23 protein-coding genes are annotated in these 26,330 nt (G+C 70.3%); 12 read left to right on the top strand and 11 right to left on the bottom strand.

What is annotated here, in order from left to right:
• Nucleotides 1-61 precede the first annotated feature (61 nt).
• The 8 genes from ADK36_RS18465 (at nucleotide 62) to ADK36_RS18430 (ending at nucleotide 8,963) form a co-directional block, all read left to right on the top strand.
• Nucleotides 62-1,423, top strand: coding sequence for an ABC transporter substrate-binding protein (locus ADK36_RS18465; protein ID WP_048583658.1), 1,362 nt, complete (start codon nucleotides 62-64; stop codon nucleotides 1,421-1,423).
• A 183-nt stretch (nucleotides 1,424-1,606) separates the two neighbouring features.
• Entirely contained in the window at nucleotides 1,607-2,407 is an 801-nt protein-coding gene (locus tag ADK36_RS18460) for a rhamnogalacturonan acetylesterase (RefSeq protein WP_048583657.1), read from the top strand.
• Between the two features lie 28 nt (nucleotides 2,408-2,435).
• A complete protein-coding gene (locus tag ADK36_RS18455) occupies nucleotides 2,436-3,758 on the top strand; it encodes a pectate lyase family protein (RefSeq protein ID WP_048583656.1) in 1,323 nt (440 codons plus the stop codon).
• A 109-nt stretch (nucleotides 3,759-3,867) separates the two neighbouring features.
• Nucleotides 3,868-4,998: a pectinesterase family protein gene (locus tag ADK36_RS18450; protein ID WP_048583655.1), complete on the top strand. Its 1,131-nt coding sequence runs from the start codon at nucleotides 3,868-3,870 to the stop codon at nucleotides 4,996-4,998.
• Nucleotide 4,999: 1 nt separating this feature from the next.
• Nucleotides 5,000-6,067 (top strand): pectinesterase family protein, encoded by a 1,068-nt coding sequence (locus tag ADK36_RS18445; protein ID WP_078942663.1) that lies wholly within the window; start codon nucleotides 5,000-5,002, stop codon nucleotides 6,065-6,067.
• Nucleotides 6,060-6,662, top strand: coding sequence for a hypothetical protein (locus ADK36_RS18440; protein WP_053198304.1), 603 nt, complete (start codon nucleotides 6,060-6,062; stop codon nucleotides 6,660-6,662). The genes ADK36_RS18445 and ADK36_RS18440 overlap by 8 nt, the downstream gene beginning before the upstream one ends.
• Nucleotides 6,649-7,812, top strand: coding sequence for a dienelactone hydrolase family protein (locus ADK36_RS18435; RefSeq protein WP_053198303.1), 1,164 nt, complete (start codon nucleotides 6,649-6,651; stop codon nucleotides 7,810-7,812). Before ADK36_RS18440 ends, ADK36_RS18435 begins: the two co-directional genes overlap by 14 nt.
• Before the next feature lie 38 nt (nucleotides 7,813-7,850).
• Nucleotides 7,851-8,963, top strand: coding sequence for a right-handed parallel beta-helix repeat-containing protein (locus ADK36_RS18430; RefSeq protein ID WP_048583651.1), 1,113 nt, complete (start codon nucleotides 7,851-7,853; stop codon nucleotides 8,961-8,963).
• 1 nt (nucleotide 8,964) lies between these two features.
• Here the strand turns inward: ADK36_RS18430 and ADK36_RS18425 are convergent, their stop codons facing one another.
• The gene (locus ADK36_RS18425; RefSeq protein ID WP_048583650.1) at nucleotides 8,965-11,172 is read right to left on the bottom strand and encodes a family 43 glycosylhydrolase; all 2,208 of its coding nucleotides are present in this window, start codon (nucleotides 11,170-11,172) and stop codon (nucleotides 8,965-8,967) included.
• Between the two features lie 236 nt (nucleotides 11,173-11,408).
• Here ADK36_RS18425 and ADK36_RS18420 point away from each other — a divergent pair, with 236 nt between their 5' ends.
• Nucleotides 11,409-12,563 (top strand): right-handed parallel beta-helix repeat-containing protein, encoded by a 1,155-nt coding sequence (locus ADK36_RS18420; RefSeq protein WP_053198301.1) that lies wholly within the window; start codon nucleotides 11,409-11,411, stop codon nucleotides 12,561-12,563.
• A gap of 119 nt (nucleotides 12,564-12,682) precedes the next feature.
• On the opposite strand, the gene ADK36_RS18415 is transcribed toward ADK36_RS18420, so the two are convergent.
• The 3 genes from ADK36_RS18415 to ADK36_RS18405 all read right to left on the bottom strand — a co-directional run bounded on the left by ADK36_RS18415 (nucleotide 12,683) and on the right by ADK36_RS18405 (nucleotide 15,021).
• Complete coding sequence (locus ADK36_RS18415) at nucleotides 12,683-13,516, bottom strand: pectate lyase (protein ID WP_048583648.1); 834 nt, start codon at nucleotides 13,514-13,516, stop codon at nucleotides 12,683-12,685.
• An 84-nt stretch (nucleotides 13,517-13,600) separates the two neighbouring features.
• Nucleotides 13,601-14,455, bottom strand: coding sequence for an anti-sigma factor (locus tag ADK36_RS18410; RefSeq protein WP_053198299.1), 855 nt, complete (start codon nucleotides 14,453-14,455; stop codon nucleotides 13,601-13,603).
• Nucleotides 14,452-15,021 carry a SigE family RNA polymerase sigma factor gene (locus ADK36_RS18405; RefSeq protein ID WP_048583646.1) on the bottom strand — a complete coding sequence of 190 codons (570 nt, stop codon included), beginning with the start codon at nucleotides 15,019-15,021 and terminating at the stop codon, nucleotides 14,452-14,454. The genes ADK36_RS18410 and ADK36_RS18405 overlap by 4 nt, the downstream gene beginning before the upstream one ends.
• 261 nt (nucleotides 15,022-15,282) lie before the next feature.
• Between ADK36_RS18405 and ADK36_RS18400 the strand changes: the two genes are divergently transcribed.
• A complete protein-coding gene (locus ADK36_RS18400; RefSeq protein ID WP_048583645.1) occupies nucleotides 15,283-16,734 on the top strand; it encodes an NCS2 family permease in 1,452 nt (483 codons plus the stop codon).
• Between the two features lie 12 nt (nucleotides 16,735-16,746).
• On the opposite strand, the gene ADK36_RS18395 is transcribed toward ADK36_RS18400, so the two are convergent.
• From ADK36_RS18395 to ADK36_RS18370, 6 genes are all read right to left on the bottom strand, one after another.
• Entirely contained in the window at nucleotides 16,747-18,192 is a 1,446-nt protein-coding gene (locus ADK36_RS18395) for a peptidoglycan D,D-transpeptidase FtsI family protein (RefSeq protein WP_048583644.1), read from the bottom strand.
• Between the two features lie 55 nt (nucleotides 18,193-18,247).
• Complete coding sequence (locus ADK36_RS18390; protein WP_048583643.1) at nucleotides 18,248-18,910, bottom strand: response regulator transcription factor; 663 nt, start codon at nucleotides 18,908-18,910, stop codon at nucleotides 18,248-18,250.
• A 10-nt stretch (nucleotides 18,911-18,920) separates the two neighbouring features.
• Nucleotides 18,921-20,174 (bottom strand): sensor histidine kinase, encoded by a 1,254-nt coding sequence (locus tag ADK36_RS18385; protein WP_048583642.1) that lies wholly within the window; start codon nucleotides 20,172-20,174, stop codon nucleotides 18,921-18,923.
• On the bottom strand, nucleotides 20,171-21,172 hold the full coding sequence (locus ADK36_RS18380) for a hypothetical protein (RefSeq protein WP_048583641.1): 1,002 nt from the start codon (nucleotides 21,170-21,172) through the stop codon (nucleotides 20,171-20,173). Before ADK36_RS18380 ends, ADK36_RS18385 begins: the two co-directional genes overlap by 4 nt.
• 80 nt (nucleotides 21,173-21,252) lie before the next feature.
• Nucleotides 21,253-21,723, bottom strand: coding sequence for a GNAT family N-acetyltransferase (locus ADK36_RS18375; protein ID WP_048583640.1), 471 nt, complete (start codon nucleotides 21,721-21,723; stop codon nucleotides 21,253-21,255).
• Nucleotides 21,724-21,783: 60 nt separating this feature from the next.
• On the bottom strand, nucleotides 21,784-22,557 hold the full coding sequence (locus ADK36_RS18370; RefSeq protein WP_048583639.1) for an IclR family transcriptional regulator: 774 nt from the start codon (nucleotides 22,555-22,557) through the stop codon (nucleotides 21,784-21,786).
• 132 nt (nucleotides 22,558-22,689) lie between these two features.
• Between ADK36_RS18370 and ADK36_RS18365 the strand changes: the two genes are divergently transcribed.
• Both ADK36_RS18365 and ADK36_RS18360 read left to right on the top strand, forming a co-directional pair.
• Entirely contained in the window at nucleotides 22,690-24,219 is a 1,530-nt protein-coding gene (locus ADK36_RS18365; RefSeq protein ID WP_078916419.1) for an aldehyde dehydrogenase (NADP(+)), read from the top strand.
• Nucleotides 24,220-24,335: 116 nt separating this feature from the next.
• Nucleotides 24,336-24,944 carry a DUF1349 domain-containing protein gene (locus tag ADK36_RS18360; protein ID WP_048583637.1) on the top strand — a complete coding sequence of 203 codons (609 nt, stop codon included), beginning with the start codon at nucleotides 24,336-24,338 and terminating at the stop codon, nucleotides 24,942-24,944.
• Here the strand turns inward: ADK36_RS18360 and ADK36_RS18355 are convergent.
• Nucleotides 24,904-26,292, bottom strand: a complete 1,389-nt coding sequence (locus tag ADK36_RS18355) for an MFS transporter (RefSeq protein ID WP_048583636.1) — start codon at nucleotides 26,290-26,292, stop codon at nucleotides 24,904-24,906. The two genes, ADK36_RS18360 and ADK36_RS18355, sit on opposite strands and share 41 nt — an antisense overlap.
• Nucleotides 26,293-26,330: the final 38 nt, after the last annotated feature.

Raw genomic sequence — 26,330 nt, 5'->3', positions numbered from 1 at the left:
GCGCCCCCGAAGCCCCCACAACTGCATATCTCCGTCTGATCCAGAAGAAGAGAGCCGACCAATGAAGATCAGCAATCGCAGAAGCAGCGCAGGCGGGCGCCGTACGCCGGCCGCCGTTGCCCTGAGTGCAGTGCTCGCCCTGACCGCCACCGCCTGCGGGGACGACGGGAGCGGTACGGGCGGCGACAAGGGCGCCGAGGGCAGCGGCACGGGAAAGGTCGTCTTCTGGGACAACAACGGCGGTGTCCGCACCGACATCTGGAAGGAGATCATCGCCGACTTCGAGAAGGCGAACCCGGACATCAAGGTCGAGTACGTCGGGATCCCGTCCACCGACTACCAGTCCAAGGTGGACACCGCCCTCCAGGGCGGCGGACTGCCGGACGTCGGCGGTGTCGGCGCGGCGATGCTCGCAGGGTTCGCCGCGCAGAACGCGCTGGAGCCGCTGGACGACCGGTTCGCCAAGTCCTCCCTGAACGGCAAGCTCAACGACGACCTGGTCGCTTCGATGAAGGCGGCCGGCGGCGGTGACGACAAGCTGTACTCGATCCCGACCTCCGCGAACAACGGCGTCCTGTACTACCGGACCGACCTGTTCAAGAAGGCGGGCCTGGACGAGCCGACCACGTGGGACAAGTTCTACGAGGCCGCGGACAAGCTGACGAACAAGGGCAAGAACGAGTTCGGGTACACCATCCGTGGTGGCGCCGGCTCCATCGCCCAGGCGCTGGACGCGATGTACGGGCAGTCCGGCATCACCTCGTTCTGGGACTCCGGCAATGAGAAGACCACGGTCAACGACCCGAAGAACGTGGCGGCGCTGGAGAAGTACGCGGGCCTCTACAAGAAGGTCACCCCGGCCGCCGACCTCAACAACGACTTCACCAAGATGGTCGCCCAGTGGGACTCGGGCACCATCGGCATGCTCAACCACAACCTGGGCTCCTACCAGGACCACGTGAAGGCGCTCGGCGTCGACAAGTTCCGGGGTATCCCGCAGCCGACCGGCCCCGGCGGCAAGCGTGTCCAGGTCTCCAACCCGGTCGACGGCCTGGGCGTGTTCAAGAGCTCCAAGAACAAGGAAGCGGCCTGGAAGTTCATCGAGTTCGCCGTCTCGGCCGCGGAGAACTCCAAGTGGAACGAGTCCGCGGGCGCGGTGCCGGCGAACTCGGATGCCGCCAAGGACGCCTGGATCTCCAAGGCCGAGCCGACCAAGCTGGCCGCCGAGGCGCTGTCCGACGGCTCCACGACGATCGTCCAGCTGCCGTACTACCTGCCGGACTGGAACACGATCTCCAAGGCCGACAACGAGCCCAACTTCCAGAAGGTGCTGAACGGTGACATGAGCGCCAAGGACTTCCTGGACACGATGGCCGGCCAGCTCAACGAGGCTCAGACCGAGTGGAAGGAAAGGAACGGCTGACAGCCCGGTCGCTCCTCTGCGCGGCCGGTCGCCAGTTCGTTCGTGGCCGGCCGCGCCCCACGCGGCGGCAGCCGCAGATCAGCCCACCCCCCGCTCCTGGGGACGGTGCCGTTGCCGTCCCCAGGCTGAAAGGCACCGCTGAACCCACCTCCTCACCAGCACTGTCGAGAAAGGCACATCCACGTGTCGCTCACCCGCAGACAGGCCGCGATGGCGGCCCTCGCCGCCGCTCCGCTCACGTTCGCGGCCACCGGTACCGCTCAGGCCACCTCCCTCCACCGCACCCGCACCCTCTACATCGCCGGTGACTCCACCGCCGCCCAGAAGTACTCCGACGTCGCCCCCGAGACCGGGTGGGGCATGGCGCTCCCCTTCTTTCTGCGCAAGGACCGGTCCGTCTCCAACCACGCGCAGAACGGGCGTAGTTCGAAGAGCTTCGTCGACGAAGGGCGGCTCGACGTCATCCTCCGTGCCATTCGGCCGGGGGACTTCCTTCTCATCCAGTTCGGCCACAACGACGAGAAGGTCGCCGACCCCACTCGGTACACCGAGCCCTGGACGACGTACCAGGACTATCTGCGGCTGTACATCGACGGCGCCCGCGCCCGGGGTGCGCGACCGGTGCTCGCCACCTCCGTCGAGCGGCGGAAGTTCGACGCGGCCGGCAAGGCCGTGCCGACCCACGGCGAATATCCGGCGGCGATGCGGGCGCTCGCTCAGGAGGAGCGCGTCACGCTGCTCGACATCCAGGCCCTGTCCATCGCGCTCTGGCAGCGGCTCGGGGTCGAGGAGACCAAGAAGTACTTCAACTGGACCGCCACCGAGCAGGACAACACGCACTTCAATCCGCCGGGCGCGATCGCCGTGGCGCGTCTCGTGGCGCGGGAGCTGCTGCGCACGGGTGTGCTCGGATCGCAGGACCTGCGCCGACTCGACGAGACGATCCCGGAGTCCTGGATCACCTGGCCGCAGGCCGCCGCGTAACTCCCGACCGCAGAAAGAGAACCGCACCATGAACACACGCGTATGGCATGGGCATGCCACAGCGAGGGCTGCCGTGCTGATCGGCTGCACCGCGCTCGTCGTGGGCGCCACCGGCACCGGTGCACAGGCCGGCCCCCGGGACCCCGGACGCCAGGTCCTCGCCGCGGGCGACGGCTGGGGCTCGGAGGGGCCGGGGACCACCGGCGGCGCGGCCGCCGACGCCGATCACGTCCACACCGTCACCACCTGGGCGGAGTTCAAGCGGGCGCTCGCCGACAGCGGTGACGCACCCAAGATCATCAAGGTCAAGGGCATGATCGACGCCGTCTCCGAGGGCTGCGAGGCCTTCGTCACCGACGGGTTCGATTTCCAGCAGTACCTCAAGGACTACGACCCGGCGGTCTGGGGCAACGACAAGCCCGCCAGTGGTCCGCAGGAGGAGGCACGGGGCGCGTCCGCCGACAAGCAGGGGGCGGAGATCACGGTCAGCGTTCCCAGCAACACCACCATCGTCGGCGTCGGCAGGAACTCCGGCATCCTCGGCGGCAGCCTCCAGATCAGGGACGCCTCGAACGTCATCGTGCGCAACCTCACCATCGAGGCCCCGCTCGACTGCTTCCCGATGTGGGACCCGACCGACGACAACGGCAACGGCGATCTGGGCGCCTGGAACTCCAGGTACGACGCCGTGGTCGTCCACGGCTCCGACCACGTGTGGATCGACCACAACACGCTGACCGACGGGCGCTACCTCGACAGCGAGGCGCCGGTCTACTTCGACAGGGTCTTCCAGCAGCACGACGGGCTGGCGGACATCGTGCGCGGCTCCAACTACGTGACGGTGTCCTGGAACCGGTTCGACAACCACGACAAGAACATGCTGATCGGGAACGGCGACAGCCTCGCCGCCGTCGACGCCGGCAAGCTCAAGGTCACCATGCACCACAACCGCTTCGAGGGGATCCTCCAGCGCTCCCCGCGTGTGCGGTTCGGGCAGGTCGACGTCTACAACAACCACTACGTGGTGGCCGAGGACCCGAAGGGCGAGTCCTACGCCCTCGGCGTCGGCATCTCCTCGCAGCTGTACGCCACCGACAACGCCTTCACACTGCTGCCCGGCGCTCGCGTCGGCAAGGTGCTGAAGAAGTGGAAGGAGTCCCCGCTCACCGCTGAGAACAACTACGTCAACGGCAAGCTGACCGATCTCATCGCGGTCCACAATGCCGAGGTCCCGGAGGAGATCCTGCAGTCCGGCGCCGGCTGGAAGCCGACCCTGCGGACGAAGGTCGACAATCCCAGGGCGGTGCCGGGGATCGTCGGCAACTGCGCGGGCGCCGGCCGCCTGCGCTGACCCTTCTCCCGAGCAGGCCGGGGCGGCCCGCACCGCACGCCGTCACCCGGGCGTGCGTCCCGCCCCGGCCCCGAACCCCGCACGAGCCGCACCCCGAAGGAGCACCCGCATGCCTTCGTCCCACCCCCGACCTGCCCTGTCCAGAAGGGGACTGCTGACCGCGACCGCCGCCGTCGGCGCCGCGCTCGCCCTCTCGTCGGCCCCCGCACGGGCCGCCGGGCCCTGCCCGTTCGGCCGGTACGGTTCACCGGCCGCCCGCCTCACCCCGCAGACCCTCTACGTCGACGCCGCCGGCCAGGGCGACTTCACCTCCGTCCAGGCCGCCGTGACGGCCGCGACCGGCAGCGGCTGGACGCTGGTGATCGCGCCGGGGACGTACCGCGAGACGGTCTCCGTCGACCGCGCCGCCACGGAGATGACCTGGCTCGGCGCCGGCGACGGCCCGCGCGATGTCGTCATCGTCTACGACAACGCGGCCGGCACCCCGAAGCCGGACGGCTCCGGTACCTACGGCACCACCGGCTCGGCCACCACCACCGTCCGGGCAGACGGCTTCACCGCCCACCGGATCACCTTCGCCAACGACTTCCTGCGCGAGGAGCACCCCGAGATCAGCGGCACCCAAGCCGTCGCCATCAAGGTGCAGGGCGACCGCTCGGCCTTCCACCACTGCCGCTTCCTCGGCCACCAGGACACCCTGTACGCCGACTCCAACTCCGCCACCCTCTTCGCCCGCCAGTACTTCTCCCACTGCTACGTCGAGGGCGACGTCGACTTCGTCTTCGGCCGGGCCACGGCCGTCTACGAGCACTGCCACTTCCGCACGCTCAACCGCACGGACGTATCCTCGGCCCCGTACGGCTTCGTCTTCGCCCCCTCGACGGAACGGACCAACCCGTACGGCTACCTGGTCCTGCGCGGCCGGGTGACCAGCGAGGCCCCCGACGCCCACTACAAGGTGGCCCGTCCCTGGGTGCCCACCTCCAGCACCACCGTCCGCCCGATGCTCACCGTCCGGGAGACCTGGCTGGGCCCCGGCATCGACGCCGTCGCGCCCTACGCCAACATGCGCGACACCCACCCCTGGCAGGACCAACGCTTCGCCGAGTACCGCAACACCGGCCCCGGCGCGGTCGTCACCGTCGACGAGAACCGGCCCCAACTCACCGCCGCTCAGGCCCGGTCGGCGACCCGTGAGGTGTATCTCGGCGACTGGAAGCCATGGAAGAAGGGCCGCTGACATGCGCAGACGCACCCTCCTCGCCGGGATCGCCGGGATCGCCGGGATCGCCGGAAGCGTCGGGGTCGCCGGACTCGCCGGCGGAGTGACAGCCGGTGCCACTCCGGCCTTCGCCGGTTCCCGCCGGGTGCTGCACGTGCGGCCCGGCGACTCCGTGCAGGCGGCCGTGGACGCGGTGGACGGGCCCGGCCGGACGATCGTCGTGCACCCGGGGACGTATCGCGAGGTGGTGCAAGTCCCGGCGGACAAACAGGAGTTGACGGTCTGCGGCGCCACCCGCGATCCGCGGGACGCCGTGATCGTGTACGACAACGCCAACGGCACCCCCAAACCCGACGGTTCGGGCACCCACGGCACCGCGGGCTCCGCAACGTTCACCTCGGCGGCCCCCGGCCTCACGGTCCGCGACCTGACCCTGGCCAACGACTGGCTGCGCGCCGAACATCCCGACATCACCGGCACCCAGGCGGTGGCGGCGTACACGTACGGCGACCGCACCCACTTCGAGAACGTCCGGCTGCTGGCCCACCAGGACACGCTGTTCGTCGAGACGACCGCGCTGACGGCCTTCGACCGGCAGTACTTCCACCGTTGCTACATCGAGGGCGACGTGGACTTCGTCTTCGGCCGGGCGACCGCCGTCTTCGAGGAGTGCCACTTCCACACGCTGCAGCGGGACGTGGACTTCACCCCCAAGGGCATGGTCTTCGCCCCGTCCACCGCCCGCGCCAACCCCCGCGGCATCCTCGCCGTCCGCTCCCGCATCACCTCCGGCGCCGAGGACAGGGCGTACAAGCTGGCCCGGCCGTGGGTGCCGACGTACGAGACGACCGCCTGGCCTTCCCTCGTCGTGCGCGACACCCGGATCGGGCCGGGGATCGACCCGGTGGCGCCGTACACCAACATGCGGGAGGCGTATCCCTGGCAGACCATGCGGTTCCGGGAGTACCGGAACTCTGGGCCGGGGGCGGAGATCACGGTGCTGGAGAACCGGCCCCAAATGACCTCCGTGGAAGCCGAGTTGCATACGAAGCGGACGTATCTCGGCGACTGGCGGCCCCGTGCGTAGGGCGGCGGCCGCCGCGGTGCTCGGGGTGCTCGCCCTCCTGTCGGCGCCGCCCACGGCCTCCGCCGCCTCCGGCGTCGAGCGGGAACCCGTCGGCTGGGCCGCCACCGGCCCCGGCACCACCGGGGGAGCGGGCGGCACGACCTGGACGGTGCGCACCCGCGCCGAGCTCAAGGAGGCCCTCGCCCATCACGGCGACCCCACCGCACCGAAGGTGATCCGGGTCGTCGGCGACATCAACGGGCATGAGGCGGCCGACGGTTCGCTGTTCGGTGAGCAGGACTACGCGCCCGGCTACGACCTGGCGAAGTACATGTCCTGCTTCGGCCAGGACGGTGCCGAGTGGTCGGACGCCCGCCACGACGACCCGGGCCTCGCCGTCGCCCCCTACGGAGGCGAACGCTTCCACGACACCGGCTCCTGGGCCAACGGCCGTCCGGCCCGCCTGAACACGGTCGCCGCCGGCCTCGGACTCACCGACGACGTGGGCTGGGACCCGGCCGACGTCTACGACTACCGGCCGCTCACCTCCGCCGCGGCGGTCGAGCACCACGTCCTGACACACGCCGGCACCGGGAGGCGGTATGCGCGACCATGACGCCTTCGGGCGAAGGGCGTTCGTGGTGGGCGCCGGCGCGGCCGTGCTGGCCGGGGGAGCGGTGAGCCCCGCGGCGGCCGGGGTCGTGGACGGCCCGCTGCCCGACTTCCACCCGGCGCTCAAGGCACGGCTGAACTTCCCCCTCGCCTGGGGCACTTCACCGGTCCGCGACTTCCGGGCCTGGCGGCGCGCGGCCCGCGCCAAGGTCGAGGAGCACCTCCTCGTCGACTGCGAGGACGGGACGCCGTACGACGCGGAATTCCTCGAAGGACCCCAAGGTGGCGCCTATGACAGGGAGTTGGTCACCTTCTCCCTCACGCGCCACGAACGGGTCCGCGCCGCCCTGCTCACCCCGCGGGGGCCCGGACCGTTCCCCGCCGTGCTGCTGCTCCACGACCACGGGGCGAAGTTCGACATCGGCAAGGAGAAGCTCGTCCGGCCCTGGTACGACGACGCGCGGCTCGCCTCCGCGCAGGGCTGGGCGGACAAGTACTTCAGCGGGCGGTTCGTCGGCGACGAGCTGGCCCGGCGCGGATACGCCGTACTGTGCGCGGACGCGCCCGGCTGGGGCGACCGGGGCCCGCTCACCTACGACCAGCAGCAGGCCCTCGCCTCCAACTTCTACAACCTCGGCTCCTCGCTCGCCGGCCTCATGGCCCGTGAGGACGCCCGTGCCGCCGGCTTCCTGGCGGGCCTCGACCGCGTGGACGCGCGCCGGGTCGCGGCCCTCGGGTTCTCCATGGGTGCCTACCGAGCCTGGCAGACGGCCGCGCTGACCGACGACATCGCGGCCGCCGCCTCCGTCTGCTGGATGACCGGCCTGAAGGAAATGATGGTGCCCGGCAACAACACCCTGCGCGGGCAGTCGTCGTACTACATGCTCCACCCGGGGCTTCCCCGGTTCCTCGACTTCCCCGACGTGGCGAGCATCGCCGCACCCAGGCCGATGCTCTTCTTCGACGGCGGGCTCGACCCGCTGTTCCCCGCCGACGGCGTCCGCGTGGCCTACGACAAGCTGCGCGCCGTCTGGCGCTCCCGCCACGCCGAGGAGCGGTTGCACCTGAAGACCTGGCCCGACCTCGGCCATGTCTTCGTCGACCGCATGCAGGACGAGGTCTTCACATGGCTCGGCACCGTCCTGCGCACGTGATCCATCCCCCCACCCGCACGAGGAAGGACCCGCTCTCCATGTCTCGTCGCACCGCACTCGCCACCATGGCGGCCCTCACCCTGGGCGCCGGCCTGGCCGTCCTCCCCACCCAGGCCCAGGCCGCCACCGTGGTCGTCGGCAACTCCACCGACCTGGCCAACGCCATCAAGAACGCCACCGCCGGCACCGTCATCCAGGTCCGCGGCGGCACCTACTACCCGACGGCCACTCTTCAGTCCACCGCCAACGGCACCTCGTCGTCGCCGGTCACGCTCACCGCGTACGGCTCGGAGAGCGTGAAGATCGACGGCTCGAACCTCCCCGACGGCGACTGGATCTTCAAGCTGACCGCCGACTACTGGAACGTCTCCAACATCACCTTCCAGAACTCCCCGGACAGCGCGGTCGTCTGCCAGTCCTGCACCGGCACCAAGTGGAACAACATCAAGACCATCAACGGCGGCGACTCCGGCTTCACGCTCACCGGCGACGGCACGGTCAACAACACCGTCCGGAACATCGACTCCTACGGCCACTACGACGCCGCCAACCACGGCGAGAACGCCGACGGCATCGCCGTGAAGTTCGGCTCCGGCACCGGCAACCTGATCACCGGCGCCCGCCTCTACAACAATTCGGACGACGGGTTGGACTTCTGGTCCTTCTCCTCGCCCGTCACCGTCGAGCACACCTGGGCCATGGGCAACGGCAAGAACCGCTGGTCCGACTCGGCCTTCGCGGGCGACGGCAACGGCTACAAGCTGGGCGGCGACGGCGAGACCGTGGCCCACGTCATCAACAACTCCGCCGCCTGGGACAACGCCGGCAACGGCTTCACCGAGAACAGCAACAAGGGCGCGATCGTCATCAACCGGACGACGGCGTACGCCAACGCCAAGTGGGGCTACTACTTCGCCACCGGCGCCGCCCGCCTCGGCAGGAACCTGGCCGTGAGTAACAGCGGCGGCGCGGTGAACAAGGGCTCCTCGGTGGTCTCCGCCGGCAACAACTGGGACTCCGGGATATCGACCCCGGCGTTCCGGTCCACGGACGCGTCGAGCACGTACAACGCCCGCAGTTCGAGCGGCACGCTGCCCGCGACCACGTTCCTGACCACGGGCAGCACCACCATCGGCGCGACGATGGACTGAGCTAGCGCCGCACGGGCTTGATGCCCTCCAGCGTCGGGACCACCGGCTCGATCGTGCCGTCGGCCGCGAACCTCAGGCGGTCGACGGTCGTCTCCCGGTGCATGCCGTCACCGCCCGGCCTGCCGGGGCCGTTCAGGGCGAACCGGTGGTAGACGGCGTACCAGTCGTCGGTGCCGGGGGCGTTCACCACGGAGTGGTGGCCCGTGCCGAGGATGCCGTACTCGGGACGCTTGGACAGGATCGTCCCCTTCTTGGTCCACGGGCCGAGCGGGGACGGTCCCGTGGCGTAGGCGACGTGGTAGTTCTCGCTGCGGGTGTCGTCCTCGGACCACATGAAGTAGTAGGTGCCCTTGCGCTTGATCACGAAGGAGCCCTCGCGGAAGTTGTCCGGGGTGATGTCCCGTACCTTCGAGGCGTCGTACGACACCATGTCGTCGTTGAGCGGGACCACGTACCCGTGCCCGTTGCCCCAGTAGAGATACGACGTCCCGTCGTCGTCCGTGAAGACGGCCGGGTCGATCATCTGGCCCTTCAGCGAGCCGCCCTTGGCGACCAGGGGCTTGCCCAGGGCGTCCTTGAACGGGCCCGCCGGGGAGTCGGCCACCGCCACGCCGATCTGCTGCTCGGCGCAGAAGTAGAAGTAGTACTTGCCGTCGCGTTCGGCGATCGCCGGTGCCCAGGCGTACTTGTCGGCCCAGGAGACGTCCGGGCCGAGGTCCAGGATGACGCCGTGGTCCTTCCAGTGGACCAGGTCCTTGGAGGAGTACGCCTTGAACCTGGTCCCGCTCCAGCCCTGGAAGCCGTCGGTCGTCGGGTAGATCCAGTACTCGCCGTCGAGGTAGTGCACGTCCGGGTCGGCGTTGAGGCCGGGCAGCGTGGGGCTGTTGGCGCGCACCGCCTCGACCGTCCAGACGCGCTTCGTGCCGTCCGCGCCGGTCACCGTGTACTTCTGCGGCTTGCGGAAGTCACGCCGGGTGCCGGAGCGGGGGCTGACCGTGGTGCCCTCGCCGGTCCACAGCTTCGGGGCGAGACGGGACAGGTCCGCGTCCGGCCGCATGGGGAGCACGACCTTCGCGGCGCTGTCCGTGACGATCGCGTACCCCTTCTGGTCCTTCGCCGTCGCGTCCACGACCGAGGCGGGGCTCGCCGGATACGCGGCCAGCAGCCGGTCGTACTCCGCCTGCGTCACCGGGATCACCGTGCCGTGCCGGGGGCTCGCGGGCAGCTGGTAGTTCTGCGAGGGAGTCCACTTGCCCGAGTCGAGGTCGGTGGTCTCGAAGGGGACGTAGCCGCGCCCGCCGTACTCGTCGACGAACAGGTACCACTTCTCCTCGGTGTTCGACTTGAACACCGTGGGACCCTCACCGCGCTCCATCGCGCCGCTGCCGATGCAGTCGGCCACGAAGTCGTACTTCGTCGAGGTCAGCGTCGTCGACTTCTCGGCGGTGATGAACTTCGAGCAGGGCGAGCTGGAGGACGGGTCGCGCTCGTCCTTGGTGTAGCGGTAGTAGGTGCCGTCGTGCTTGACGACTGTGGAGTCGATGACGGAGTAGCCCGGGTCGTCCCAGACCTTCGGCGCGCTGAAGGTACGGAAGTCCTTCGTGGTCGCGTACAGCATCTTGTTGTACGTCGATCCGGTGTGGTCGGGGTCGTCGTCGGCGTACAGCTTCGACGCCCAGAACACGACGAACTCACCGAGGCTGTCGTCCCAGTAGGCCTCCGGCGCCCAGGTGTTGCCCGCGTTGTCGGGGGAGACCTTCACCAGGCGCTGGTCGGTCCAGTGGACCAGGTCGGTGGACTCCCAGACCATGATCGACTTGCTGCCGTGCCGCTGGACCTGGTCCCAACTGCCGCTGCTGTTCTGGTACATCCGCAGATCGGTGGCGATCATGTAGAACTTGTCGCCCTCGGGGGAGCGGATCACGAACGGGTCGCGCAGGCCCTTCTCGCCGATCGTGGAGGTGAGGACCGGCTTCCCGGCGTTGAGCTCCCGCCAGTGCAGCGCGTCGTTGCCGCGGCTGAGGGCGTAGCGGATCTGCTCGCCGTCGGAGGTGCCCTCGCCGGTGAAGTAGGCGAAGAGATAGCCGGCGTACTTGGGGTTCTTCACGGGTGGTGCTCCGGAGTTCGCGGTCCCGGCGGTACCGGGCGGGGCGGCGAGGAGGGCGAGAAGCAGCGAGAGACAGGCGACTAGGAGGATTCGTGGGCGCATGTCACTCCTGTGTGGGTGTGGGGGTTCCTGTTTGGTCGTGTGCGCCTTCGGAGTCTCACCAGTGGGAAACAGCACGTCAATCGGTGCGTGCGAGATGAGGGCCGGGCGAAAGTTTCGGTGGCTTTCGGTGCGGCGCGGCAACCTTCCCGGGCATGGCGGCGACCGGATCTCAGAAGCGGGCCGGGGCGGCCCCTCCGGCCCGCTTCGTCCCCACTGGCCCAGGAAAGGAACCACCCGTGCGCTTGAGCACCGGCCGTCACCGCAGGGCTCGTACGCTCTCCATCGCCGCGGCGGTCGCCGTCGCCTCCGGAGCGGGCGGCGTCTACCTCGGCCTCTCCAACGGCGGCGCCCAGGCCGCCGCCGCGACGGTCACCGTGTCCAGCACCGCCCAGCTGGAGTCGGCCGTCAAGAACGCGGCCGCCGGTACGACGATCCAGGTCCGCGGCGGCACGTACACCCCGTCCGCGACCCTCAAGTCCACGGCGAACGGCACGGGTTCGGCCCGGATCACGCTGCGGGCGTACGGCGGTGAGAAGGTGCGGATCGACGGGTCCAAGCTGCCCGCCGGGTCCTGGCTGGCCGGCATCTACGGCGACTACTGGACCGTCCAGGACCTCACCTTCGTCAACTCCCCGGCCCAGGGCTTCGTCGCCACGTCCTCCGTCGGCGGCGTCTTCAAGAACCTCGTCACCGCGGACAACGGCGACTCCGGCTTCACCCTGCGCGGCGACGGCACCACGAACAACCTCGTGCAGAACCTGGACAGTTACGGCAACTACGACCCGGCCGGCCATGGCCAGAACGCCGACGGGATCGCCGTGAAGTTCGGCTCCGGCACGGGGAACCGGATCACCGGGGCGCGCCTGTACAACAATTCGGACGACGGGCTCGACCTGTGGCAGTTCTCCTCGCCGGTCACCATCGAGCACACCTGGGCCTTCGGCAACGGCAAGAACCGGTGGAGCGACTCTGCCTTCGAGGGCAACGGGAACGGGTTCAAGCTCGGCGGCGGGGGCGCCTCGGTGGCCCACGCTGTCAACAACAACGCGGCCTGGGACAACACCCTGCACGGCTTCACCGAGAACTCCAACACCGGGGCGATCGCCCTGAACCGCAACACCGCGTACGCCAACGCCGAGACCGGCTTCTACTTCGCCACCGGCAAGGCGCGACTGGCCCGGAACCTCGCCGTGAGCAACAAGAAGGGGCTGTCCAAGGCCGGGGCGTCCACGGTGAACGCGGCGAACAACTGGGACGCCGGTGTCCCGACCCCGGCCTTCAGGTCGAAGGACGCGGCAACCGCGTACGGGGCTCGTAAGGCGGACGGCTCGCTGCCCGCCACGACCTTCCTGACGACGGGCTCCACGACCATCGGCTCGACGATGAACTGACCGTGGGGACAAGAGCGAACGCCCCGCCGGTCGTCACCGGCGGGGCGTTCTGTTCTGCTGACCGAGGGGGGCTCAGATCAGCAGGTCCCTGGGGCCCGATCCCTGGTACGGGACCTCGATCACTGGTACGTGATGTCAGATGACGAGAACCGGCAAGCGGTTCCATCCGGGCCGCTGCCGAGCTCCTTCGGCTCCTTGCCGTTGCTGTTGCCCTCGAAGCGCGTGCAGGTCTTGATCTTCTTTCCGCTGTCGCCGTGGACGCGGATCTTGCGCAGCGCGGCCGTGTCGCCGTAGTTGGAGTTGACGCCGACGATCGAGTTGCCGGGCGCGGTGACGTCCACGTCGTTGATGATGATCGAGCGCTTGTACTGCGTGGAGCAGTTGCCGCAACTGCGCACCAGCTTGCCGAACTTCTCCGCCTGGAACCTGGAGACGACCAGCTTCCCCGCGCCGTTGAACTGGAGCACCTTGTCGTCGGCGTTCCTCGCGCCGCCGCCGTACACCGTGTACACGGCCGACGACGACTTGCCCTTGAAGGTCGCGGCGTCCTCACCGACGTCCAGCCACCACACGTTCTGGAGCGTGCAGGAGCCCTTGCAGTGGACGCCGTCGGCAGCCGGGGTGCCGATGATGACGTTCTTGAGGACCGCGCCGTCGGCCAGTTCGAAGATCGGGTCCTGGCCCTCCTCCTGACCGCTGCCGCCCAGGTCGCCGGAGCCGTAGAACTTCGCGAGCTTGCCGTCGTACGTGCCCGACACCGGGATCGTCTTCGACACCGGCTTGCTGTCGGTGGGCGTCGGCCAGGACGCGGCCGCGCTGGCCGACGACAGTAACGACGTGGTCGTGACGATGGCCGCGCCGGTGACGCCGAGGGCGCAGACTCCGGCGACGAGTGCCCGCCGCTTGGTGACCTTGCGGCGGTGCCGGACGCGCTGTTCGGTCTGTGCTGTCATGAACCGGTTCCTTGCGTGGAGGGGATCCTTGCGTCTCCTGGTCGCCACGCGTGAGGAAAGGGTTGCCGGTCCTCCGGATCCTCTTTACGAATCCCCGTCGGCTGCCGAGTCGTTGTCGTCGTGCGGCGCGAAGTCGCCCGCCACGGACAGCTGTTCGCCGCCCGCTGTGGCCGTCATCGCATAGCTGTCGTCCTTCGCGTCCCGGCCGCCGCGCTCATGGTCGTACTGCCCCGCGAAGACCCACTCGCCCTCGCGGACCGTACGGCCCTCCTTGAGCACCCAGGTGTAGACGAGGAAGCCGTCCTTCTCCTCGACCGTGAGGGTGAAGTCGTCCTCGGGCAGTGAGCGCCAGGCGCCGGTCGAGGTGACCCCGCCGGTCTGCGCGACCTTCAGCTGGACGGTGAGCGCGGTGAGGTGCTCGCTCGTCTTCAGGGTCAGGTTGCTCTGCGCCCAGAAGTCGTTGCTGTGCGGGTCGACCGACCCGTCCGACCACAGCGGGCCGTCCTTCTCGCCCCGGGCGGCGGGCGGCGCGGCGGTGGCGGTCGGCTGCCGTGTCGGCGCCTTGGCCGTCTCGCGGGACTCCGGTGGGTCCTCGGGGGCCGGGTCCGCCGGCGGGGCCGGGGGACGGCTCGTGGCGTCCGGGGACGGGGCGGGCGTCGGCGACGTGGCCACCGTCTGCTGCGGGGTGTCCCCCTTCACGGCGGACGCCACCGCGTAGCCGCCGACCGCGAGCACACCGGCGACCGCGGCCGTGGCGGTCACCACCCGGGCCCAGCCGTATACGGGCGGACGGGTCGCGCGGTGGTCGGGGCGCTGCCCGGACGGATCGGCCATGCCGCGCTCGATCCGGGCCAGGATCCGTTCGCGGTGGGGTTCGTGCGCCTCGGCCGCCTCATGCAGCCGGGCGCGCAGTTCGTCGTGCACGTCCCGCCGCATCATCGGTTCCTTCCTCCGGCGTCCCCGGTGCGGGCCATCGCCGCCGCGTGCACCTTGAGCGGAGCGCCCTGCGTCCCGAGCAGCCGTTGCAGTTCGGCCATCCCCTTCGAGGTCTGGCTCTTCACCGTACCGACCGATATGCCCAGGGCGAGCGCGGTGTCCTTCTCGGAGAGGTCGAACGCATGCCGCAGGACCACACAGGCGCGTTTGCGGAACGGAAGTCTACGCAACGCCCCCTGGACGTCGACGACCCCCGCGACGTCCGGGTTCTCGGCCTTCTCCTCACCCTGTGACCAGAACAGGGCGACCCGCCGCCGCTCCCGGACCGCACTGCGGATCCTGGTGCGGGCCAGGTTGGCGACGACGCCGCGCGCGTACGCCACCGGGTGGTCGGCCGCACGGACCCGGTCCCAGCGGTGCCACAGCGCGAGGAGCGCGTCCGCCGCCAGATCGTCGGCGGCGTCGGCCTCGCCCGTCAACAGATGGGCCAGGCGGGAGAGTTCGGCATAGTGGCGCTCGAAGAAGGCGTGGAACTCCACGGAGGCGGCGTCGTCGACGACTGTGCCCACGGGCGACTCTCCTCCTGCCTGAGAGTGGCATGTGAATGACATGTGCGCCTCGGGTGATCATTTGGAGATCATCCGGCGAGGTCCGGAAGCGTAGCAGTGATCGAATGCTCCGTTCGTACGGGACTTCGAACGCCGTGTGATACGTCGCACGTTAACCGCACTGATTCCGTAACACGGAGAAAACCTGAATCACGTTCAACGCGGGAACAATCCAGCCAGCATCCGCACACCGATCCATCAGGCAGCAAGGAGCAACACGCCATGTCCGAGACCCAGAAGGTGGCCGACCGGTCAAGCGCGCCGCCACCAGGCGTGAACAGCGTCGACCGGTACTTCAAGATCTCCGATCGGGGCTCCACCTTCGCCCGTGAGATACGCGGCGGCTTCGCCACGTTCTTCACGATGGCCTACATCCTTGTCCTGAATCCCATCATCCTCGGCAGCGCGAAGGACAAGTTCGGCCACCAGCTGGACGCCGTCCAACTCACCACCGCCACCGCCCTGGTGGCCGCGGTCATGACGATCATCATGGGTGTCGGCGGCAACCTCCCACTCGCGCTCGCCGCCGGGCTCGGGCTGAACGCCGTGGTCGCCTTCCAGATCGCGCCGTTGATGTCCTGGGACGACGCGATGGGCCTGGTCGTCCTCGAAGGCCTGCTGATCTGCGTGCTCGTGCTCACCGGTCTGCGCGAGGCCGTCATGCACGCCATCCCGCAACCGCTCAAGCAGGCGATCAGCGTCGGAATCGGGCTGTTCATCGCCTTCATCGGCTTCGTCGACGCCGGATTCGTCACCCGCATCCCGGACGCCGCGAACACCACCGTCCCGGTTCAGCTCGGCGGCACCGGCACCCTCACCGGGTGGCCGATCCTCGTCTTCTGCCTCGGAGTTCTGCTGACCATCGCGCTGCTCGCCCGCAAGGTGAAGGGCGCCATCCTGATCAGCATCGTGACCATGACGGTCGTCGCGATGATCATCAACTCCATCGCAGACATCAAGGTCTGGGGCCTGACCACACCCGCCTGGCCCGACAAGCTGGTCGACACCCCCGACTTCGGACTGATCGGCGACTTCAGCCTGTTCGGCGCGTTCGGCGAGACCACCGCCATCACCGTCGTCCTGCTGATCTTCACGCTGGTCCTGTCCGACTTCTTCGACACCATGGGCACGGTCGTCGGCATCAGCGCCGAAGCCGGTCTCCTCGACGAGCAGGGCAAGGTGCCCAACCTCGGCCGGGTGCTGCTGATCGACGGCGTCGCCGCGGCCGCCGGCGGTGCGGCCTCGTCGTCCTCCGCGACCTCCTACATCGAGTCGGCGGCGGGCGTGGGCGAGGGCGCGCGCACGGGCTTCTCCAACCTGGTCACCGGCGGCATGTTCGCCCTGGCCCTCTTCCTGACCCCGCTGCTCACGATCGTCCCGCTCCAGGCGGCGGCGCCCGCCCTGGTCGCCGTCGGCTTCCTGATGATGACCCAGGTCAAGCACATCGACTGGGACAAGTACGAGATCGCCATCCCGGCGTTCCTCACCATCGCGGTCATGCCGTTCACGTACTCGATCACCAACGGCATCGGGGCGGGCTTCGTCGCCTACGTGGTGATCAAGACCGTGCTGGGGAAGGCGAAGGAGATCCACTGGCTGCTGTGGGGAACCTCGGTTCTGTTCCTGGTGTACTTCGCCATCAACCCGATCGAGCAGATCCTGGGCGTCAAGTAGGTCCCTGGTCCGTCAGTTCTTGAGTGCCGCCTCCATCATCTTCCTGGCCACGGGGGCGGCCAGCCCGTTACCGCTGACCTCCGACCGCTCCGCGTTCGACTGCTCCACGATCACCGCCACGGCGACCTCCTTGCCGTCGGTCTTTCCGTAGGACGTGAACCAGGCGTACGGCGTCTTGCTGTTGTTCTCGCCGTGCTGGGCCGTGCCCGTCTTGCCGCCGACCGTCGCGCCCGAGATCTGGGCGTTCGTGCCCGTGCCCTTCTCGACGACCGTCTGCATCGCCGACTGGAGCTGCTCGGCCGTGTCGGAGCTGACGATCTCCTTGGTGTCGGCGTCGTCGTCGTAGTTCTCCAGGACGTCGCCGCCGCCGTCGGTGATCTGGGACACCATGTGCGGCGAGACCAGCTTGCCGCCGTTGGCTATGGCGGCCGACACCATGGCCATCTGGAGCGGGGTGGCGGTGACGTCGAACTGGCCGATGCCGGTCAGGGCGGTCGACGCGTCGTCCATGTCGGAGGGGTACACGCTGGTGTACGCCCGCACCGGCACGTCCTGCTCCTTGTCGTTGAAGCCGAACTTCTCGGCCATCTCCCGGACCTTGTCCTGACCCAGGGCGACGGCCATGCTCCCGAAGACGTTGTTGCACGAGTACTGCAGCGCCACCCGGATCGAGGCGTTCTCGCACGGGGCGGACGGGTTCTCGTTATCCAGCTTGTCGCTCGACTGCGGCAGCGGGTACGGGTTCGGGCTGTCCGTCCGCTCGTCCACCGACGAGTACAGGCCGTCCTCCAGCGCGGCCGCCGCCACGACCAGCTTGAACGTCGAACCCGGCGGCAGCGGCTGGCGCAGCGCGCGGTTCGTCATCGGCTTGTCGGCGTCCTTGGTCAACTGCTTCCAGGCGTCCCCGTCGCCCGTGGTGATCCGCGACGGGTCGTACGACGGAGTGGAGGCGACCGCCAGGATCTTCCCGGTGGTGGGGTCGATCGCGACCGCGGCGCCCTTGTTGTCGCCGAGCGCGTCGTACGCCGCCTTCTGCACGTCCGGGTCGATCGTCGTGATCACGTTGCCCGGGTCGGACCGCTTGTTGGTGACGGTGTCCAGCACGCTCTTCAGGCGGGTGTCCGTCCCGTCGAGCAGATCCTGGTAGACCCCCTCCAACTGCGTCGCCCCGAACGCCTGCGAGCTGTAGCCGGTGACCGCCGAGTACAGCGCGCCGTCCGTGTACGTCCGCTTGTACGCGAGGTCACCGCTCTTCGTCCGCGCCGAGCCGGTGATGGCCTTGCCGCCCACGATGATGTTGCCGAGCGGCTCGCTGTACAGCGCGATCGTGTTCCGCCGGTTTTCCTTGTCGTCCGCGAGCGCCTGGCCTTCGTAGAACTGCACCCAGGTCGCCCTGACCAGCAGAGCGAACACCAGCAGCAGCGCGAAGACGGACGCCCGCCTGATCGTCTTGTTCATCCCACTCCGAAGGACGATCGGGATGGGGGCGATCGTTCCCTTGCGCCCCGCTTTCTCATCGAGCGTTCATGAAGCCCGCCTCGTACGCGGCGATCACGGCCTGTGTGCGGTCCCGGGTGCCGGTCTTCGCGAGGATCGCCGCCACATGCGACTTCACGGTGGCCGGGCCGACCTCCATCCGCCGCGCGATCTCCGCGTTGGTCAGCCCCTCCGCCATCAGCCGCAGCACCTCGCTCTCCCGGCATGTGAGCCTCGCCACCCAGGCCGGCGGCGCGGGGTACGCGCGCGCGTGCTCGGCCGCGAGGGTGCGCACGGCCGACGGGAACAGCAGGGTGTCGGTGTGCGAGACCAGCCGCACGGCCTGCACGAGCGCGTCGGCGTCCGCCCGCTTCAGCAGGAACCCGGCGGCCCCGGCGCGCAGGGCGTCGTACACGTAGGAGTCGTTCTCGAAGGTGGTGACGACGACGATCCGGGGCGGCTCGTCGAGCGTGGCGAGGATCTGCTCGGTGGCCCGGATGCCGTCGATCTCCGGCATGCGGACGTCCATCAGGACCACGTCGGGCCGCAGCTCCCGCACGACGGACACCGCCTCGGCCCCGGTGGCCGCCTCGCCGACCACTTCCAGGTCCGGCTCGACGGAGAGGATGGCGCGCAGGGCGGTGCGCACCATGCGCTCGTCGTCGGCCAGGACGACGCGGACGGTCGGGCGGGTCGTCATAGGGGTCCCTTCAGGGGCAGTTCATGGGCAGTCGTACGGCCAGCCGCCAGGTCCCCCCGGCGGCACCGGCCTGCGTGGTCCCGCCCAGCAGCCGCGCCCGGTCGGCGATGCCGCGCAGGCCGTGGCCACCGCCCGGGCGGCAGGGGGAGGCGTGGGAGAGGGGGTTCTCGACGGTGATCTCCAGGTGCTCGTCGACGGCCTCGATCCGCAGCGCCACGCTCGTCCGGTCACCGGCGTGCTTGAGGGCGTTGCTCAGCCCCTCCTGCACGATGCGGTAGGCCTCGCGGGAGAGGACGGGCGGCAGGGCCTCGGGGTCGGTGTCGACCCGGGCGGTCACCCGCAGCCCGGCCGCGCGGGTGCGGCGAAGCAGGCCGCCGAGGTCGGCGGCGAGGGTGGGCGCGGGCGCCGTACCGGGAGCGTCGTCGACCCTCAACACGCCCAGGACGGCGTCGAGTTCACCGACCGTACGCCGGGTCGTGTCCTCGATCGCGGCCAGGGCCTCACGGACGAACTCCGGGTCGGTGTCCAGGACCCGACGGGCCGCGCTCGCCTGGAGGGTGACCGCGCTCAGAGCGTGGCCGACGGAGTCGTGCAGCTCGCGCGCGAGCCGGTTGCGGACCGCGAGGTCGGCGGCACGCGCCTCCGCCGCCGCGAGCCGGTCCTCGGGCGTCGGGCCGAGCAGCGCGGGCGCCCAGCGGGCCAGCAGCAGCCCGGAGACGGCCGCGCAGCCGGCGAGCGCGAGCAGCGCCGCCACGCCCGCGACCGGCGCGAGCGCCGGCACCCAGGGCTGGTCGAGGGAGGCGGGCAGCTCGACGGTCCCGGCGCCGCCCAGCCAGACGATCAGCGGCAGCGCGATGAGGAAGCCGGCGAACGGCGGCACCGCCAGCGACATCCCCGAGATGATCCCGCCGACCCCGAGGTGCAGCGTGAACCAGGCCGCCGTGCGCCCCTTGGCCGCCCGCGTCCGGGCCGGGCCGTAGGCGAGCAGACTCGCGTCGACACCGCACAGCGACCGCACGGCACCCGCCTCCAGGGACCGTGTCAGCGGGAACAGGACGGCGGTGAGGGTGGCGAGGGGCAACCCGACGGTGAAGGAGAGCAGTTGCAGGGGCAGGTCGTTGAAGACGTACCGGGAGTCGGTGGCGGGACCGACGACGAGTTGGCCGACGAAGACGTACGGCATGGCGAGCGCGCCGCCGAGGATCAGGTGGACCCAGCGCCGGCGCGCCCGCCGCCCGAACAGGAACCGGCCGAACCGGCTCACGCCGTACGACGTTTCCGGCTTGCGGAGCGCTCCGCGAGGAAGTGGACGCCGAGGCAGGCGACGAGGATGCCGACGATCATCTGGCCAGCGTAGGTGAGGCTCAGCGCCGGTGTCGGGCCGTCGGCGATGTCCGTGAGCGGGGCCAGCGAAAGCCAGCACGCCCAGCAGACCGCGGCCGCCGAGCCGACCCAGAGGAGGGCGAGGGGCAGCGCGACGGGCAGCGCCCGGCCGCGCCGGAAGGCGAGGAGGAGGCCGCCGGTGACGGCCATGGCGAGGAACACGGCGGACAGGGCCTCCATGACGTAGAAACCGCTGGTCCGGTCGGCGAGGTGGGTCTCGTCCAGCCCGGCGGTGCCGCCGCACGCCCACAGCAGGTGGACGGCCAGCGGCGGCAGCGCGCACCCGGCCGCCGCTACGGCGACGGCACGCTGGGCCGCTCCGATGAGGCCGACCGGAAGCTCCCAGACCCGCCCCTCCCACAGCCGGCCCCAGCGGTCGCGGGCGTACAGCACGAGCAGGGCGCCGAGCGTGAGTCCCTGCACGATGAACCCGGTGTAGACGACCCCGAAGACCCAGGCGTCGAGGAACGGTTCACCACCGGCCGCGGTGGTGTTCGGGGGCCCGCCGAGCGCGTCGACGAGGACCTGGAGCGGGAACCCGGCCATGATCGGCGCGAGCAGACCGGTGGCCGCCCAGGCGGGCAGGGCGAGCAGCCACGCGGGGACCCGCAGCCCCCACGGCCGGGTCAGCACCAGCGCGAGCACGATGACGGCCGCGTCCATGAGCACGGTGACGCTGTTGGCGACGGCCATGCTCACCCGGTGCTCCAGCAGGGAGCTGCCGTCCGGGATGCCGATCCGGCTCCCCGCGATCCAGGCGACCTTGAGCGAGAGATACGGCACGCAGGAGCCGATGGCGACGGCCCGCAGGGCGCGACGGGCCCTGCCGAGCCCGACGGCGTGGTCGGTCTCCGGGGCGGGAACGAGTGTCTGCGACATACGGCCACGCTCCCGTGAGGTCGCCGGTCGGCACCTCCTGCACGGCGATGATCCGTCTCCGCCCGACGGGGGAGAGGCCCTTAGCCCTCCAGGTGGAGGACGACCTCGTCGATCTCCTCACCCCGTGCGTGCGCGAAGCCCCTGGCCTGCGCGGTCACCCGGAACCCGCACTTGCGCAGCACCCGCAGCGAGCCCTCGTTGTCCGCCGCCGCACGTGCGTACAGCGGGCGTTCGGGGACCTCGGCGAGCAGCCCGCGCAGGGCCGCCGTGGCGACGCCGCGCCCCCAGTACGCGCGGTCGACCCAGTAGGTCACCTCCCGCTCGCCCGGCTCCCCGTAGACGGCCGCGCTGCCCACCACATCACCGTCGGCCAGGATCGTGCGCAGGACGTCCGGCGAGGAGCGGATCCGTTTCCAGTGCGCGTCGAAGGCGTCCCGGTCGGCCGGGTCCTTGGGGGTGAAGGCCGCCATGCGCAGGGCTTCCGGGTCGTTCAACTGCCGGTAGAAGACCGGCAGGTCGCTGTCGTGCACCTCGCGGAGTTCCACATCCATGGAGACAGAGCCTACGAGGGAAGCCGGTGCCTACGAGGGAAGCCGGTGCCTACGAGGGAGTCAGAGCCGTCGCGTGGCAAGCGTCAGCCGGTCGCGCGCGTCGAACAGCGCGTCCTTCACCATCTGCTCGTGCGCGGGCGTCAGCCGGGCCACCGGCACCGAGCAGCTGATCGCGTCGCGGGCCGGGGTGCGGTACGGGATCGCGACACCGAAGCAGCGCAGCCCCAGCGTGTTCTCCTCGCGGTCCACGGCGAAGCCCTGCTCCCGGATCTGGTGCAGTTCCTCGATGAGCTTCTCGCGGTCCGTGAGCGTGTTCTCGGTCAGCGCCGGGAGCGTCTCCGGGAGCAGCTTGCGGACCTGTTCGTCCGAGTAGGTGCTCAGCAGCGCCTTGCCGAGGGAGGTCGAGTGCGCCGGGAGGCGGCGGCCGACCCGGGTGAAGGGGCGCAGGTAGTGCTGGGACTGGCGGGTGGCCAGGTAGACGACGTTCGTGCCGTCGAGCCGCGCCAGGTGGATGGTCTCGGTCGTGTCGTCCGACAGCCGGTCCAGCGTGGGACGGGCCGCCGCGACCACCTCGTCGCCGTCGATGTACGACGTGCCGACCAGCAGCGCCCGGACGCCGATGCCGTAGCGCGTGCCCGTCGCGTCCGTCTCCACCCAGCCCAGCTCGACGAGCGTGCGCAGCAACATGTAGAGGCTGGACTTGGGGTATCCGACGGCCTCCTGGACCGACGCGAGGGAGTGCATGCCGGGACGTCCGGCGAAGTATTCCAGCAGTTCAACCGTCCGTACCGCGGACTTGACCTGCGCCCCGCCGCCCGTCTCGCCAGCCGACATCGCCCTTGACCCCTTCGTTCGACGGGAAATAGTCTCCGACAGCATATTCATCATCAGAGACAGCGTTCAGTATATCGAACGACCTGGTGGATGACCCCGTACTGCGGCATTACATGTGTGGAGGGACCCGCGGTGGCAGCAGCACCAGTCTGGAGTGTCGACCCCCGAACCGGGAAGCAGCGTGAACAGGTTGCGGTGGAGGCCACAGCCCACGAGGTGGACGCCGCCGTCCGCGCCGCGCACGACGCGCGCGGCGCCCTCGCCGACCGCACGGTCCGCGCGGCCTTCCTGCGCACCGCCGCCGACAAGCTCCAGGCGGCCAAGGACCATCTCGTCGAGGCCGCCGACGCCGAGACCGCGCTCGGCCCGGTCCGCCTCACCGGCGAACTCGCCCGCACCTGCTTCCAGCTGCGGTCCTTCGCGGACATCGTCGACGAGGGCGCCTTCCTCGACGTCGTGATCAACCACCCCGACGACACCGCGACCCCGCCGATCCCGGATCTGCGCCGCTACAAGGTGTCCCTCGGCGTCGTCGCCGTCTACTCGGCGTCCAACTTCCCCTTCGCCTTCTCCGTCGCCGGCGGCGACACCGCGAGCGCGCTCGGCGCGGGCTGCCCGGTCGTCGTCAAGGCCCACCCCGACCACCCGGGCCTGTCCGAGCTGGTCGCGGCCGTCCTGCGGCGGGCCGCCGCCGAGCACGGCATCCCCGAGGGTGTCATCGGGCTCGTCCACGGTTTCGAGGCGGGCATCGAGCTGATCAAGCACCCGCTGGTCACCGCGGCCGGCTTCACCGGTTCGATCCGGGGCGGCCGCGCCCTCTTCGACGCGGCGGCCGCACGGCCGGTGCCGATCCCGTTCCACGGCGAGCTGGGCTCCCTGAACCCCGTGGTGATCACCGAGGCCGCCGCCGCCGAGCGCGCCGAGGCCATCGGTACCGGGCTGGCCGGCTCGATGACGCTGGGCGTCGGGCAGTTCTGTGTGAAGCCGGGCCTGGTGCTGGTGCCGTCCGGCGCCGCCGGTGACGGCCTGGTCAAGTCACTCACGGACGCCGTCAGCGACACCGACGCCGGTGTCCTGCTCGACCACCGTATGCGGGACAACTTCATCGCCGGGGTCGCCGAGCGCGCCGAGCTCCCCGACGTGGAGACCCCGGTGACGCCGGGCGCCGGCGGTGAGCACACCGTGAGCCCCGGCTTCCTGACGGTCGCCGCCGACAAGCTGACCAGCGAGGGGTCCTACGACCTGCTCCTGGAGGAGTGCTTCGGCCCGGTGACCGTCGTGGTCCGCTACGACGACGACGCGCAGGCGCAGGCCGTGCTGTCCCGGCTGCCGGGCAACCTCACGGCGACGGTTCATCTGTCGGCCGAGGAGGCCGCGGGTGAGGGGCGTGGCGCGGAGATCCTCGCGGAGCTGACGCCGCTCGCCGGGCGGGTGCTGGTGAACGGGTGGCCGACGGGGGTTGCCGTGGCGCCGGCCCAGCACCACGGTGGGCCTTACCCGGCGACGACGTCGACGTCCACGTCGGTGGGCGGTACGGCCATTGAGCGGTGGATGCGGCCGGTCGCGTACCAGGGGGCGCCTGAGGCGCTGCTGCCGCCGGAGCTGCGGGATGACAACCCGCTGGGGCTGCCGCGGCGGTTCAACGGGCGTCTCGAGCGGTAGAGATTGCGGGATTCGCCGTAGGGGTGCGGGTGTTCTGCGGGCTACCGGTCGTCGGTGGCTGGTCGCGCAGTTCCCCGCGCCCCTGGTGGGCACACTGCACCTGAGACACTGAGGCGATGGACGTGGAACTTCCCGAACTGCCTTTCCCCCTCCGTACCTACGGACCCGACGGTCACTGGGCCTACGAGGACGGCATCCTCTCCGGATGGGCCGGTCCCCGGCAGGACCGGTTCGTGCCGCCCACCGGGGAGGGGCTCGACCCGGCCTCCGACGCGCCGCGTCTGCTCGGTGCGCCCGAGGGTGACTTCCAGCTGATCGCGCGGGTCACCGTCGGGTTCGCCGCCGCGTTCGACGCCGGGGTGCTCTACGTGCATGTCGGGGAGCGGGCCTGGGCCAAGCTCTGCCTGGAGTACTCCCCGGACGTGCCCACCGTCTGCACGGTGGTCACCCGGGGACACTCCGACGACGCCAACTCCTTCACCGTGGAGGGGAGTTCGGTCTGGCTGCGGGTGAGCCGGACCGGGCGGGCCTTCGCCTTCCACGCCTCCCGTGACGGCGAGCGCTGGACCTTCGTCCGGCTCTTCACGCTGGGGGAGGAGAAGGAGACCGACGCCGCCCTCGTCGGCTTCATGACACAGTCGCCGATGGGGGAGGGGTGTGTCGTGACGTACGACCACCTCGAGTTCAGGCCCGACTGGCCGAAGGACCTGCGAGACGGAAGCTGAGCAGGCAGGTCACCGCGAGCAGGGCCGCGCTGATCACCAGGCTCAGGCGCATCCCCGTCACGAAACCGCCGGAGATCAGCGTCCCGAAGACGGCGATGCCCAGCGCCCCGGCCATCTGCCGCGCCGCGTTGAGCACACCGGCCGCCAGGCCCGCCCGTTCGGCGGGTACGGCGTCCATCATCGCCGCGGTCAGCGGCGGCACCGTCAGCGCGCAGCCCAGGGCCATGGGGACGAGGAGCAGGGCGACCAGAGCCGGGGGCGTGCCGGCGTCGACGTACAGCATCACGAGCAGTCCCACGACGGCCAGGCCCTGCCCCACCAGCATGGGCAGCCGGGCGCCGTATCGTCCTGCCAGCTTGCCCGCGATCACGTTCGTCACCCCGATCAGGCCCGTCATCGGCAGGAACATCAGCCCGGCCTGGAGCGCGGAGCGGCCCTGCATCTGCTGGAAGAACAGCGAGAAGACGAACACCATGCTGTAGAAGGCCACGCTCACGGCCGCTCCCGCCGCCACCGTCACCGCCACGGTCCGGTTGCGGAAGAGGCCCAGGGGGACGACCGGGTGCGGTTGGCGCGCCTCGACCCTGAAGAACGCGACAGCGGCCACCACGGCCACCGCCAGCGCCGCCCAGCCCGCCGTGCCGCCCTCGATCACCGCGAACGTCAGCCCGGTGAGCGCCACCACGGCCGTCACCTGCCCCGGCAGGTCCAGCGGTGCCGGGCGGGGCTGCGAGCGCGGGGCCCGGACCAACAGCGCCAGGATCAGCGCGCCCACCGGAAGGTTGACGAAGAAGATCCCGCGCCAGTCCCAGGCTGTGGTCAGCACACCGCCCGCCACCGGACCCAGCGCCACCGCCACCGAACCGCCCGCCGCCCACACGGCCACCGCGCGGGCCCGCCGCGCCGGATCCGCGTAGGCCTGCCGCACCAGTGCCAGCGAGGCCGGCAGTACGACGGCCGCCGCCACGCCCTGCGCCACCCGCGCGCCGATCAGGGCCGGCAGGTTCGGCGCCAGACCGCACGCCGCCGAGGCGAGCGTGAAGACGGCGGTACCGAGCGCGTACGCCCGGCTCGCCCCCGCCCGGTCCGAGAACGCCCCGGTGGACAGCATCAACGCGGCGAAGGCCAGGGTGTAGGCGTCCACCACCCACTGCAGACCCGACATGCCGCCCCCGAGGGAGGAACCGATCGCGGGCAGGGCCACGTTCACGATGGACGCGTCGAGGCAGACCAGCGCGAAGCCGAGGAGGCCGGCGGTGAGGGTGAGGACGGGGGAGGGCCTCTTGGGCTCCAACCCGCTCTTCGGCAAGGCCAGTTCGTCGCCCTTGGGGATCCGGTTCGTTGACATGCCTTCCATGCTGGGGTTTCGGGCCGCCGTACAGTAGT

It is taken from the genome of Streptomyces viridochromogenes, assembly GCF_001270495.1.
Lineage (GTDB): Bacteria > Actinomycetota > Actinomycetes > Streptomycetales > Streptomycetaceae > Streptomyces > Streptomyces viridochromogenes_A.
The sequence above is the reverse complement of the archived record's forward strand: the minus strand, read 5'-3'. Positions and strand labels throughout refer to the sequence as shown.

Excerpts from the sequence above, each read along its gene's own strand:
- ADK36_RS18465 (WP_048583658.1), top strand. The coding sequence starts at position 62 with ATGAAGATCAGCAATCGCAGAAGCAGCGCAGGCGGGCGCCGTACGCCG.
- ADK36_RS18455 (WP_048583656.1), top strand. The coding sequence starts at position 2,436 with ATGAACACACGCGTATGGCATGGGCATGCCACAGCGAGGGCTGCCGTG.
- ADK36_RS18450 (WP_048583655.1), top strand. The coding sequence starts at position 3,868 with ATGCCTTCGTCCCACCCCCGACCTGCCCTGTCCAGAAGGGGACTGCTG.
- ADK36_RS18445 (WP_078942663.1), top strand. The coding sequence starts at position 5,000 with ATGCGCAGACGCACCCTCCTCGCCGGGATCGCCGGGATCGCCGGGATC.
- ADK36_RS18435 (WP_053198303.1), top strand. The coding sequence starts at position 6,649 with ATGCGCGACCATGACGCCTTCGGGCGAAGGGCGTTCGTGGTGGGCGCC.
- ADK36_RS18430 (WP_048583651.1), top strand. The coding sequence starts at position 7,851 with ATGTCTCGTCGCACCGCACTCGCCACCATGGCGGCCCTCACCCTGGGC.
- ADK36_RS18425 (WP_048583650.1), bottom strand. The coding sequence starts at position 11,172 with ATGCGCCCACGAATCCTCCTAGTCGCCTGTCTCTCGCTGCTTCTCGCC.
- ADK36_RS18415 (WP_048583648.1), bottom strand. The coding sequence starts at position 13,516 with ATGACAGCACAGACCGAACAGCGCGTCCGGCACCGCCGCAAGGTCACC.
- ADK36_RS18410 (WP_053198299.1), bottom strand. The coding sequence starts at position 14,455 with ATGATGCGGCGGGACGTGCACGACGAACTGCGCGCCCGGCTGCATGAG.
- ADK36_RS18400 (WP_048583645.1), top strand. The coding sequence starts at position 15,283 with ATGTCCGAGACCCAGAAGGTGGCCGACCGGTCAAGCGCGCCGCCACCA.
- ADK36_RS18395 (WP_048583644.1), bottom strand. The coding sequence starts at position 18,192 with ATGAACAAGACGATCAGGCGGGCGTCCGTCTTCGCGCTGCTGCTGGTG.
- ADK36_RS18390 (WP_048583643.1), bottom strand. The coding sequence starts at position 18,910 with ATGACGACCCGCCCGACCGTCCGCGTCGTCCTGGCCGACGACGAGCGC.
- ADK36_RS18380 (WP_048583641.1), bottom strand. The coding sequence starts at position 21,172 with ATGTCGCAGACACTCGTTCCCGCCCCGGAGACCGACCACGCCGTCGGG.
- ADK36_RS18375 (WP_048583640.1), bottom strand. The coding sequence starts at position 21,723 with ATGGATGTGGAACTCCGCGAGGTGCACGACAGCGACCTGCCGGTCTTC.
- ADK36_RS18370 (WP_048583639.1), bottom strand. The coding sequence starts at position 22,557 with ATGTCGGCTGGCGAGACGGGCGGCGGGGCGCAGGTCAAGTCCGCGGTA.
- ADK36_RS18360 (WP_048583637.1), top strand. The coding sequence starts at position 24,336 with ATGGACGTGGAACTTCCCGAACTGCCTTTCCCCCTCCGTACCTACGGA.
- ADK36_RS18355 (WP_048583636.1), bottom strand. The coding sequence starts at position 26,292 with ATGTCAACGAACCGGATCCCCAAGGGCGACGAACTGGCCTTGCCGAAG.